Origin of the sequence: uncultured Holdemanella sp. (assembly GCF_934754935.1) — a bacterium.
Taxonomy (GTDB): Bacteria; Bacillota_I; Bacilli_A; order Erysipelotrichales; family Erysipelotrichaceae; genus Holdemanella.
Genome location: NZ_CAKVJB010000011.1, coordinates 52302 through 65679, shown reverse-complemented (window position 1 = coordinate 65679; position 13378 = coordinate 52302). Strand labels below are relative to the sequence as shown.

The following is a 13378-nucleotide window of genomic DNA, read 5'->3' as shown; positions in this document are numbered from 1 at the left end:
GATTGACTTGCTGATGTGCTGTCCACTTCTGATTGGCTAGCTGAAGTACTATCTACTTCTGATTGACTAGCTGATGTGCTATCAACTTCTGATTGTGAAGCTGATGTACTGTCTACTTCTGATTGAGAAGCACTTGTTGAGTCAACTTCTGACTGAGAAGCACTTGTTGAATCCACTTCAGATTGACTAGCTGATGTTGAATCTACTTCACTTTGACTTGCTGAAGTACTATCTACCTCTGATTGAGATGCGCTTGTTGAGTCTACTTCGCTTTGACTAGCTGAAGTACTGTCTACTTCTGATTGAGAAGCACTTGTTGAATCTACTTCAGATTGACTTGCTGAAGTACTATCTACTTCTGATTGTGAAGCACTTGTTGAGTCAACTTCTGACTGAGAAGCACTTGTTGAATCTACTTCGCTTTGACTAGCAGATGTACTATCAACTTCTGATTGTGAAGCTGATGTTGAATCTACTTCAGACTGAGAAGCACTTGTTGAATCTACTTCGCTTTGACTAGCTGATGTACTATCAACTTCTGATTGACTTGCTGAAGTACTGTCTACTTCTGATTGAGAAGCTGATGTTGAATCCACCTCAGATTGGCTAGCTGATGTTGAATCTACTTCACTTTGACTAGCTGAAGTACTATCTACCTCTGATTGAGATGCGCTTGTTGAGTCTACTTCGCTTTGACTAGCTGAAGTACTGTCTACTTCTGATTGAGATGCGCTTGTTGAGTCTACTTCAGATTGACTTGCTGATGTGCTGTCCACTTCTGATTGGCTAGCTGAAGTACTATCTACTTCTGATTGTGAAGCACTTGTTGAGTCAACTTCTGACTGAGAAGCACTTGTTGAATCCACTTCAGATTGACTAGCTGATGTACTATCTACTTCTGATTGACTTGCTGAAGTACTATCCACTTCTGATTGAGATGCTGATGTACTATCAACTTCTGATTGAGATGCTGATGTGCTATCAACTTCTGATTGTGAAGCTGATGTACTGTCTACTTCTGATTGACTTGCTGATGTGCTATCAACTTCTGATTGTGAAGCTGATGTACTATCTACTTCTGATTGACTTGCTGATGTGCTATCAACTTCTGATTGAGAAGCACTTGTTGAGTCTACTTCTGACTGACTAGCAGATGTGCTGTCCACTTCTGATTGTGAAGCTGATGTTGAGTCTACTTCTGACTGACTAGCGCTTGTTGAATCAGCGACAGATTGTGATAACGAAACAGCTTCACTCTTTTGATTCGACAAACTTATAGAAGTTGATTTAATCAATTCTTCTTTTTCTGACAAACTAGTTGAATTACTGTTACTAGTTTCTGTACTTTCGCTTTTTGAGTTTACTTTTGAAACACTATCATCCACATTACTTTTACTAGCAGATACAGATTCACTTAATAATCTACTTAAACTTTGAGATACACTATTCAATTCACTCTTATTTTCTTTATCATATTGTGTATCTCTATTATTAAATTTAATAGTTGAAAAATATGGAGTACCTTTGACAGTATTTTCATTTAAATGATCTTGGTCATATAAGTTTGGCACGTCTACGAAAGGCGGGTGTCCTAAATCCTTACCATCCTTATTCTGATCATTTTGTATTGTAAATTTTAGAGTACTATTTTCATTTTGAACGCTTATAGATCCATCAGTATTGACAGTAACTCTATTACTTTCAATTTCTCTATAAGTTGAATCACCACTTGTTTTTAAATAATGCTTAACATTGCCATTTTCATCTGTTTTAGAATAATAATAATTACATTTAGTTTCTGGTTGAATATATTGCCAATACGCACCAACTTTTTGCCAATGCCCATCAACTTTTTCAATATTTACATAAGCAATTTCTTTCTTTAATACAACGACCTGTGTGACATCTTTAGGCTTTTTTATAGACAAATATCCAGAATCGTTTGCTTCAATATAGTCAAAATATCCTTTATGCACAACACCATGTGCATCTGTATATTCCAAATAAATGTAGTTAACATCATATTTGTTATCTTGACCATCACGATACCAATCTCCAGCATCTCCACTGATTTCTCCAACCCCATACTCTTGGAAGAAATAATATTTAGCTAATTTAATTGATAAATCATTCGCAACTTGATACCATGTCCTTTTGCCATCATAACTTGTATTTAAGCTAGGATTTGATTGCTTTTGAATACTTTCACGAACGCTTTCTAACTCTTTTTGTAATTCTACAATTTCACCAACAAGCTCTTCATATTTATCAATTCTATTTGAATTACTTTCAAAATCTTTTTCAGCTTGACTCAATGAATTTAAACCTTCTTGATATTCACTTTTAAATTGACTAGCTGATTCAGAAGCAGCAAGAGAAATTGATTTACTATCAACTATATAATTAGCTTCACTTTTTAAAAGACTTTCTGATTCAGAATTACTAAAATTTTCAGATTCTATTAATGCTTCACTCTTCTCATCAGAAGCACTAACACTTTCTGATTTTACAATTGACTCTGCCGTGGAAATAGAAGCAGAAGATTCTTTAGAAGTTATTTCATTCTCATTCGCAACAGTGTTTTCATTAGTTCCGTTTTGTCCTTCTGTCTCATCAACAGTCATAATATTTTGTTCATTATTAAAGAAACTTGAAACACGTTTTGCAAATCCTTTTCCTTGATTTGTTTGAACAGTATTACCTTCTACTGCAGAAGTAGCAGCAGATGCTTCACTATCATAACTACTAGTTTCTGATTTAGCTTGAGATAAAGATTCTGTTGTTGATTCAGAAACAGATTGAGATTCAATAATTTGTTCTTCTGATTGTGAACCAATAACACCTTGTTCATTTTCAGCAGCATAAACAGCATTGTTACCCGCAAAAATAGTTCCGCCACCAACAACAGCACCAGCAGCAGCCATTCCCTTTAAAAGATTGTTCGATTTTTTTCTTCTTATATTCTTTTTCTTTTTCGACATTCTACTCATTCCTTCCCAAAAAAACTTTTATATTTCTATATAGCCCATAAATTAGAAATAAAAAAATCAAGCAGAGTACACGAAAAGATGCACTCTTCCCTTACTAGGTTTAATAGTAAACGGAAAGCTTGATTTATTCAAGTAAAAAACGCGATTTCTAACCACTTTTTTTTAAAAAATCTACATTTGTTAATATGCGTGAACATATATTAAAATAAGCATATAAATAATATAACCAGTATGCTAACTGAAGTTATATTTACAATAACTTTATTAATAATATCAACATATTAAAGTACAACAAAAAAATATCTACTAATATAACTAAATACTCTATTTTTCTAAAACGCGCTTCCATTTTTCGCTTATCTTTGTGACAAGAAATTCATTGGCTATTTTATATGAATGTTCTGAAAACTCATTCAATCTTCTGTAATCGCTAAACGCATCCACAATTCTATCCGCAATAACATTTATCAATTGATTTTCATAATTAATATCACGATTAAAGTTATATTCTACCAAATAACCATTTTTTTCATTCTCAATAAACGTTGTATTTCCATAAGGTACATCTAGTCCGATCAAAGCACAGCCTGATGATGCCGCTTCTAACAATGTTAGTCCAAACGTTTCAAAAATAGACGTAGAAATGTACAATTGATATTTTTTATATACCTCATCTAAACGTTGAAAACCCATGAAATGGATATATTCAGAAGCATCATTATTTTGAATAATTTCAACCAATTCATTTTTTATAATGTCATCGCCCCTACCATAAATATCTAATGAAATATTACTATTCTTTTTATGTGCTTCAATAACCGCTCGAATAATCAAATCAATTCTTTTACCTCTCACTATTCGTGATGCTGTAAGAATCGAATTTTGCTTTCTATCATTTGAAACACGCAAATTATCAATAGCACCTACTGGTATTACCTCGATATTTGGAATAGCATAACCATACTTATTAAGTACACTAATCAAATCTTTCTTTTGATTTTCAGTTGAAACAACAAAAGAATCAATATACTTAGAATATTTAAACCAATAATAATATTCATAATTTAGATACAAAGCATACATTGATTGATTTGGTTCAAAGTAATGTCCAGAATGAATAACACATATCTTTTTACAAGGTAACTTTTTTCCAAGAATTATGTCATTAAATTCCAAATTATATGCACGATCCATTATAATTGAATCATTTTCATTCAAATTTAATAAATCTAAATATAAATCTATAATTTCATAACAATCAATTATCTTACCGTTATTCATGATATAGTTATTATCTATCTGTTCTAAACAAACCTCGCCATTTTTCTTATAGAAAACTCGTTTCACTTTTTTTGCATATAATGAACCATTATCACGACTTGCCGTAATGAAAAAATCAGAATAGACTCTACCATTTGAATAAAAATCAGTCTTAAGTAAGCAATTACTTTTAAAATATAATACTTCATAAAAATGATTTGAATCATTTGGCACAGTATGTATTTCCGCTACAATGTATCCATTTTTCCATAGTTGAACCGCATTCTCAACATAAACGACTTTATCAGCATTCAAATTTTGCTCTAATTCACGAACCATTACATCCGTTTCAGCATCAAAATCAAAATAATCCCTACCCGTCATTTTCAAAATTGGATTAACCATTTTATTTATAGGTATACCCACATTATTATATAAAGATATATTTCTCATTTTAGGAAAATTGGTAAATACATAATACCCATCTATACCAATTTGATTAAACATTTTCTCCCTATACCCCTGCGCATTATCTATTCCATTGGGCATATAATCCACTAATATATTAAAAACATAAACTGACATTAGCACAATCACCCAATCCTTTCTATATAATCAACAAATTCTTTATAAGAATAATATACCTTGCAATAATTCTGATCTGTGACTATAAAAACTTCATTCTTATGATGAATCGACAAAACTTCTTTATTATCATCCGTATAAAATGTAGTTAATAATAAGCCAAGTTTTTCATCATAATATTCAGTAAAAAATTTCAATCCATATACATCATAAAAATCCGTTTTATAATTGAATCCATCCTCAATCCACGCTACTCTATGTACATTTCTCATTATATTTGGACTTTTAAAAAATATATCCGCCTTCTTTTTACCACGATATAATATTTGTCCATCTAACTCCTGAGGAAAAACATACCATAAGTCAGGAATATCTAAATTATTATAGAATAAATCCGAAAACTCATGTTTTTCCTTATTTAAAGAATTAACCAAAATACGATAAGGAGACAAAATATCTTTTTGACCATCTTCATGATCAAATACATACCTTTCTTTCTCTATATCATTAAATTCATTTTCATAACATTTTTCTAATAATAATTTCATACGCAAATCTCCCAATAGATATTTATATATACGTGATTAACTAATACATTTTAACATGATATTAATTTTATTTAAAAAGGTTTTAGACACATCCATAAAGAAAAAATGGACATGTTGTTAACACATCCATACTATTCTGGAATCGTAACTCCAACTTTCCATATTTGATTCAAAAAACTTAGATTCAACGTAGCCAATCGATTATGCTTATCATACTTCACAATATAATCATCCATATTCACAAGTGGACCTTGTGTCACATGAATCTTTTTATTCTGTAATACACCATAAGACATACGAAGTACTTTTTCATCATCCAACAACATATTCAAAATACGAATCTCCTCATCGGTTAGAGCTGAAACTTCCTCTTCATATTTCAATTCATGGATAAAAACACTCTGCAAAGGAAACTTTTTAAAGATCGCATCCACTTCAATCTGAGACAATTCACTCACCACAAATACATACCCACCAAATAAGGCTCTTTGTTGAATCTGTTTTGAAACTCTATGATAAAACTCCATCTTCGGACTAAAAGCGTAAATACCCTCATTCTCATTCAAATATTTACATACCTCTTCTTCCTTAGAACGAATGGTCAATAACACATACCAATGTTCATTATTCATACGTAAAACCCTTTCAATACATACAAAAATTATAAAATGGTTAATTCATTGTGTCAAATGCATTAAAAAGGCAAATCAATCTCTGGTTCTTCTTCTTTTTTATCCACTTCTTCAAAAGTCGGCAAATTCTTTATATCCAATTCATCCAAACGATTAAAGTCAAAAAATGGTTCCTCCATGAATGGATTCCAGTTCATACAATAACTATATACATAATCCTTTTGTTTGTCTGTTAAACCACTTAGTAATTCATCAAGCTCTTCTTCCTCACGCAATTCATACAACCACTGTAAATCATACGCACTATTTCCTGCATCTACCCACATATGAAGTCTTTCCTTCTCTTTCTTTGTGAGCTTATTCTCCTTTTCAAATTTTCTTAATTCATTCTTACGAATTCTATATTTACTCTTAGTCTTCTTCTTTTTCATATCCAAAAAAACAAGGGTATACACATGGCATACCCTAATATCTCCTATAAGCTTTTTAATTCTTCTGTGATCGCATTGATTGCTTCATCAACCTTAGAAGCATCCTTACCACCGGCTTGAGCCATATCTGGCTTTCCACCACCATTACCAGAACAGATTTGAGCTGCTTTCTTAACCAATTGACCAGCATGTACACCAGCCTTAACAGCCTCTTTACCTGCACCAGACACAAAGACAACCTTTTCTCCATTTGTATTTACGAAGAATACAACCATCTTGTCATCATTTGCCTTCAAGTTAGAAACAATATCTTTCAATGCTCCTGCATCCATTCCAGAAACAGACTTGATCAATACATTGACTTTTCCAAAATCTTTCGCTTCAGTAGCCCACTCTTTAGACTTCAAAGTAAAGATTTGGTTTTTCAAGTTATCGATTTCCTTTTGCATATCGTGCATTGTCTTATAAGCCGCTTCAACCTTAGTATCAATATTCTTAATACCCTTTTGTTTAGCACTATCCGCAATATTTTCTAACATATTGTGTTCTTGGGCAAAATCTTCATAAGCCGCAAACTTCGTCTTAGCTGTAATACGACGAGAATCTGAACCAATACTTTCCTCACTAATGATCTTACATAAACCAATCTGAGCAGTATTATCCACATGACATCCCGCACAGAATTCCTTAGATACATCACCCATTGTTACAACACGAACCGTATCACCATACTTTTCATCAAACAATGCAGTGGCACCAGACTTCTTAGCCTCTTCAATCGGCATGACTTCCTTAGTTACTGGATAAGCCGCACTAATATATTCATTCACAATACGTTCAACTTCAGCCAATTGTTCAGCCGTAACCTTTTCATAATGATTAAAGTCAAAACGCAAATACTCAGGACAATTGTAAGAACCAGCCTGGTGAATATGATCACCCAATACCTTCACTAAAGCCGACTGCAACAAGTGCGTACAAGAATGGTTTGCCGTAGTTGCCAAACGATCTTTGACATTCACTTCACCATGTAAAGACATACCCTTCTCTAATACACCACTATTGATCTTAACCGTGTGAATATGTTGTTTATTACGCGTCTTTTGAACATCTAATACCTCAACATCTACACCATCCGCACTAAATGTTCCCTTATCCGCAACCTGTCCACCACTTTCGGCATAGAAACAAGTCTGATCTAAAATAATCATACCTTCATCTTCTAAAGAATCAACCATTTTACCTTCTGCATTAAATAACGCAATGATCTTACCATCACAAGTTAAATGATCATAACCAATAAAAACACTTGGCTCATTGAAGTTCATCAACTCTTCATTTTGAGATGCAAAAGAATCCTTTACATTACGCGCATTACGAGCACGCTCTTTTTGTTTATTCATTTCAGCATCAAATTCATCATGACTTACACGAATACCACTTTCCTCGGCAATTTCTTGTGTCAATTCAAATGGGAATCCATATGTATCATACAATTTGAAGACAACTTCACCACTCAACTTACCATCTTTAGCCTTGCTGATCTCTTCATCCAATAATGCTTGACCAACCTTTAAAGTCTTCTTGAAAGTTTCTTCTTCAACCTTAATCAATTTTTGATTGAACTCAACATGCTCTTGTAAGTATGGATAGAAATCCTTCATTAAATCCGCAACAACAGGAACTAATTTATATAAGAATGGTTCATCCAAACCTAATTTTAAACCATAACGAACCGCACGACGAAGTACACGACGAAGTACATAACCACGACCACTATTTGAGAAGTTAGCTCCATCACTCAATGCGAAAGTTACTGTACGAACGTGGTCCGCAATAACACGATAAGCCATCTTATATTCACCTTCATAAGGATGTTTTGCCATTGCTTCTGTAGCACGAATAATAGGTAAGAATAAATCGGTATCGAAGTTTGTTTCACCATCCTGAACTAAGGCAACCAAACGCTCAAGACCCATACCCGTATCAATATTCTTCTGAGGAAGTTCCTTATACTCTTTACGATCAATACTAGGATCACAATCATATTGAGAGAATACGACATTCCATACTTCTACATAACGATCATTTTCCATTTCATCAAAGAATAATTTTTCTCCCAATCCCTCAGGATCATATTTTTCTCCACGATCAAAGAAAATTTCACTGTCAGGTCCACCAGGTCCCTTACCAATTTCCCAGAAGTTGTCATCAGTCTTTAAAATATGACTCGGATCTACACCACAAATTGTAGTCCATACTTCATAAGCACGCGTATCATCTGTATATACAGACACATACAATTTTTCCTTATCAATACCCATCCATTCTTCGCTTGTTAAAAATTCCCATGCGAACTGAATAGCTTCATCCTTAAAATAATCTCCAATTGAGAAGTTTCCTAACATTTCAAAGAATGTGTGGTGACGAGCTGTACGACCTACATTTTCAATATCATTTGTACGAATTGACTTCTGCGCATTCGCAATACGATTTGAAGCCGGTTTTTCACTACCATCAAAATATTTCTTCAAAGCCGCAACACCCGCATTGATCCACAATAATGTTGGGTCATTGTGCGGAATCAAACTTGCGCCCGGCTCAATCATATGCCCTTTCGATTTGAAATAATCCAAGAACATCTGACGAATCTGATTACCAGTTAATTGTTTCATCTTTTTTCCTCCAATAAAAAAACGCTCCTATTTCTAGGAACGTATAATTACGCGGTACCATCCTAGTTCATTTTCCAACATAGAAAATGCCCTCAATTCACTCGTTAACGCCGACTACGTTTCAACTCCAAAGTAGCTTCAAAAATAAATTTTTGAAAGGCTTTCACCAAACGCCCTCTCTCTAAACACCAAACTTACTTTCTACTTATCTTCTTCACTGTCGAATCGATAAAATTTTAACACTCTTTCACCAATTCTGCAAGACGAATCACACCTTCTCGCATCAATTCTTTATCCATACTCGCAAAAGATAAGCCAATCCCACTACTTGAATAACTCACTCCCATTAAATTTGATTCACACAAAGCCTTCAAGCGATCCATATCCACATCCAGTTTGATCCAATACGCCATATACGTTTCATCCAAAATATAAGAACAAGAAAGATAAGTATCCAATACCTTCTTTAAATACAAATGCTTCTCCTTATATTCACGCACCAATTTTCTTAAATGCTTCTGCAAATACCCATCCACAATATACTGACTGAAAGCCACCTGCTCTAATTTACTAGCCGTAGGACCAAAGAAAGAAGCACTATACTTCTTTGTATACTCCTCATTTAAAATCATATATCCAATACGAAGACTTGGAAGTAAAAGCCTTGAAAAAGAAGAAAAATAAATTACATTTGAACTCATCGAACATAGACTCGTCTTGATCTTAGAAGCATATACCAATTCCCCATTATAATCATCTTCCAAAATCAATATATTCGATAATTCAACTAATTTCCTTCTCACTTTCTCACACATAGACTGTCTATCATACGTAAAACAAGTCGTATTCACATAGACAACATCAATATTCAATCTTTGAATATCCTCAATAAAATGATTCGGATCTAAATATTCCACACGAAATCCATAACTTAAAAATACTTGTTTAGCCTGTTCATCCACCAAAGTCGACAAACCAATCACTTTTTGTTTATCCAACATTCCACAAAATATATACAACAAAGACTGATAGTTTGAACCAATTACCATCTGCTCCGGAAAACATAATATATTGCGATTTTGATATACATACTTACACAAAGCCTGTCTTAAACCATACTCACCCTGAGCTAAGCCATAACTTGACATTAACTTCTTATCATTCAATACATCCTTCATATATCTTTTCCAAATCGACGTTTCAAACGAATCAATCGAAACCGACTGAATTCGAAAATCATAATCATACACCTTTTCTTTGTGACTTGAAGAATAATCCAAGATCTCATGATGCAATAAAACCCTTTCCGGATTCATACTCACAACATACCCAACCTTTTCCTTACTCGAAATAAACCCATCCAACACAAGCTTATTATAAGCAGCCTCCACCGTTGTCTTAGACACATTCATCTTCTTCACGCATTCACGAATCGAATCGACACGATCTCCATACTTTAAGATTCCAGAAAGAATTGACTCCCTATATGTATTATAAATCACTTCATATTTCTTCATAGACTGTCCCCTATTTATTTTTTATAATTGTATATTTTTTTAAATACAGAAACAAGTATAATAGTCAATAAGTTGTAAGAAAGAAGGAAATGATGATGAAAAATAAACAAACCTATGAAATCGTATTAACAGGACTTGGCATGGCACTTGTCTTTGTGGCAACCATGTTTATCAAAGTACCAAACGCACTCGATGGATACTTCAATTTAGGCGATGGATTCATCCTATTATTCGCAAGCTTTTTAAATCCATTTGAAAGCTTTTTGATTGGAGGACTTGGAAGTGCATTAGCCGACGTAGCCGGAGGATATGGACACTACTTCTTCTTCACCCTAGTTATTAAAGGACTAGAAGGAATCGTTGTATCCCTACTTATGAAAAACTACTCTAAACCGAAACAAATCTCAAGCTACGTATTAGGATCTGTCATTATGGTCTTTGGATACTTCATTGCCAAATATATGTTAAAAGGAAGCTGGATCGTTGCAGCCAGTGAAATTCCTGCAAACGTAGTACAAGGAGTAGCCGGTATTGTGATTGCACTTGTCGCTTATCCAATGGTTAAGAAAATCGTACAAGATAAATTAAACTAAAGCCTGGAAATCCAGGTTTTTTTATTTCCAATTAAAAAAGGATATGCTCAACACATATCCAATATCTATGCTTCTACATTCAAATATTTCAAGCCACCATATTTGACTTGATACTTATAAATATCACACTTCAATTGAAGCCATTCCATATCTGTAATCTTATTATTTGTGATGCAATCTATAAGCAAATTTTCAGATGCCTTTAAACAACCTAGTGTCTGCATCCACTTATTATAATTTTTACTATTCGGTTCAACCGCCATGTCTATGAGTTCATCATACTTCACATTAATAGCCTTATAAATCACTCGAATATTGTCAATCGTAGGCTTTTCAATCGTGTCAATATAATCAAAAATTCTCATAATAAATCATCCCTTCGTTTTTTTATGGTTTTATAATACACCTCGAAAAAACGTTTGTATAGAAAAACACCCAAATAAATGAGCTTCTTTGATCCCAAGCGTTGCTAATCTATCAGCAGTTCAAGGTCCTATCATTCAAACATCTGTAATTGGTTGATGATGCCCTATAAGCTGTTTAAGTAAGTCTTATGTAAAAATTCCATACAATCTTTTGCAGTAACATCTAATGTAACCTTAGTTAGAAATAGGTTTCAATTCCAACTATTGTAATGATACCAGTTTGATCATATATTTCATCAAGAATGATATTTGCTAATTATTTTGGTGCTGTATTATAAATACTCATGTAGAAAATAATATCTTCACTTGAAATATACTTTTTAGAAAATACACAATTGAGTACTCTTGAACTGGAATTTACTATTTCAATTCATGGAACTTTTAAAAGCCAAAAAATCTTTATTGTATCATTTGAACAAACAAGTTATATTTAAGTGGCGAAAACTCCATAGCTTGCTGTAGAGATGACCACATTTTTTATAATCTTTGCTCTATATCGAAATCTAGACAGAATCATGATAAAATATGTAATATAGAAATGGAAGTATTCAAATGGACGAATTTAATGAAGAAGTATGTAAACTATATAAAAACATTGATGAACAAATTGAGTATTTGAAAATGTTTAAAAAAATCATAATAAACGAAAATGATCGATATATATTAGAGGATAGAAATTATATATCTGTAATCAATCCATATAAAGAATTTTTTGCAACTAATCAGATTGTTAAAAATATTGAAGGGTATATGAAGAAAATTCATATTTATGAATCGGAAATACCTATACAAAATATACTTAGTGTTGTTAAATATGATGATAAAATTTCTGACTATTTTTTTAGAACCATTGGGCAATTTGAAAGGAAATTTAAAAATGTATTAATTAATGCAATTTGTGAATTGTATGTTCATAATTCTCAAATGCCAAATGAATCTTTAAAATGCTTAGAGTATATCACTGAAATCGAAAAATTTATAAACCAATACACAATTGAACTAACACTTAATAACGGTAGTACATATACTTGTTTAAATAAACCATATTTAATAGATGCAATACAGAGAAATGTAGTTGTTTTTCCTAAATTTGCAACAAATTTTCCAAATTCCTTGTCTAAAAAAGGTTATGTGTATAATGAATTTGTTTTGGAAAATCGATTTATGATATTAAAAAAATTGTATGATATAGGTACTGGAGATAAGAGTTCATCAAAAAATATACTTTTACAGCATTATTACAATTCTCAAAAGATGCTACCTTTATGGGTTATTCCTAACGCTTTAACCCTCGGGGAGCTAAACGTTTTGTTTTCGATGTTAGACATGTCAACACAAAAACAAATCTGTGCAAAACTTATGAATGTTGATATCACAAAAATTAAAGAAAAAAATGTATCCACCTTTATGGGCTATGTAGAAAATATTCGAAGAATAAGGAATGTGATTAATCATTACGAACCACTTATCCCGTTTTTATTAAACAATATAAAAGAAAAGCATCTTAAAGATTCACAAATTATAAAAACAATAGAATTCCTTGCTACTTACTCTGAGCCAATAATTATTATTATGCCATATATTCCAGTTACAGATTACAACAAGAAAAAGGTAGCTGTTTTGAAAAAAGTTCAACAAGTTATGCAGAAGAGCAACAAGTTATAAAGTTGCTCTTTTATCCTAAATAAAAAAAAAGAGAATGGACGTATCCACTCTCCCTGT

General features: G+C 32.7%; 9 protein-coding genes, 1 pseudogene and 1 other annotated feature. Of the genes and pseudogenes, 2 read left to right on the top strand and 8 right to left on the bottom strand.

Annotated features, from left to right (window positions below; translation table 11 throughout):
- The 7 genes and pseudogenes from Q0E86_RS04475 to Q0E86_RS04445 all read right to left on the bottom strand — a co-directional run.
- Window positions 1-2981: pseudogene (locus Q0E86_RS04475) on the bottom strand (hypothetical protein); the annotation flags it as partial.
- 333 nt (window positions 2982-3314) lie between these two features.
- Window positions 3315-4835, bottom strand: coding sequence for a glycosyltransferase (locus Q0E86_RS04470; RefSeq protein ID WP_295754827.1), 1521 nt, complete (start codon window positions 4833-4835; stop codon window positions 3315-3317).
- Window positions 4836-4843: 8 nt separating this feature from the next.
- A complete protein-coding gene (locus Q0E86_RS04465; protein WP_295754824.1) occupies window positions 4844-5383 on the bottom strand; it encodes a hypothetical protein in 540 nt (179 codons plus the stop codon).
- 131 nt (window positions 5384-5514) lie between these two features.
- Window positions 5515-6015 (bottom strand): transcription termination/antitermination NusG family protein, encoded by a 501-nt coding sequence (locus Q0E86_RS04460; protein ID WP_295754821.1) that lies wholly within the window; start codon window positions 6013-6015, stop codon window positions 5515-5517.
- 62 nt (window positions 6016-6077) lie between these two features.
- Window positions 6078-6446, bottom strand: coding sequence for a hypothetical protein (locus Q0E86_RS04455; protein WP_295754819.1), 369 nt, complete (start codon window positions 6444-6446; stop codon window positions 6078-6080).
- A gap of 44 nt (window positions 6447-6490) precedes the next feature.
- On the bottom strand, window positions 6491-9121 hold the full coding sequence (alaS, locus tag Q0E86_RS04450; protein ID WP_295754817.1) for an alanine--tRNA ligase: 2631 nt from the start codon (window positions 9119-9121) through the stop codon (window positions 6491-6493).
- Between the two features lie 32 nt (window positions 9122-9153).
- Window positions 9154-9348 (bottom strand) — a binding site (T-box leader).
- A gap of 9 nt (window positions 9349-9357) precedes the next feature.
- Window positions 9358-10638 carry a PLP-dependent aminotransferase family protein gene (locus Q0E86_RS04445; protein ID WP_295754814.1) on the bottom strand — a complete coding sequence of 427 codons (1281 nt, stop codon included), beginning with the start codon at window positions 10636-10638 and terminating at the stop codon, window positions 9358-9360.
- 95 nt (window positions 10639-10733) lie between these two features.
- Here Q0E86_RS04445 and Q0E86_RS04440 point away from each other — a divergent pair, with 95 nt between their 5' ends.
- Window positions 10734-11231 (top strand): ECF transporter S component, encoded by a 498-nt coding sequence (locus tag Q0E86_RS04440; RefSeq protein ID WP_295754811.1) that lies wholly within the window; start codon window positions 10734-10736, stop codon window positions 11229-11231.
- 65 nt (window positions 11232-11296) lie between these two features.
- On the opposite strand, the gene Q0E86_RS04435 is transcribed toward Q0E86_RS04440, so the two are convergent.
- A complete protein-coding gene (locus tag Q0E86_RS04435) occupies window positions 11297-11596 on the bottom strand; it encodes a hypothetical protein (protein ID WP_295754808.1) in 300 nt (99 codons plus the stop codon).
- A 612-nt stretch (window positions 11597-12208) separates the two neighbouring features.
- On the opposite strand from Q0E86_RS04435, the gene Q0E86_RS04430 reads away from it, so the two are divergent.
- Window positions 12209-13321: an Abi family protein gene (locus Q0E86_RS04430; protein WP_295754805.1), complete on the top strand. Its 1113-nt coding sequence runs from the start codon at window positions 12209-12211 to the stop codon at window positions 13319-13321.
- The last annotated feature ends 57 nt before the right edge of the window (window positions 13322-13378 follow it).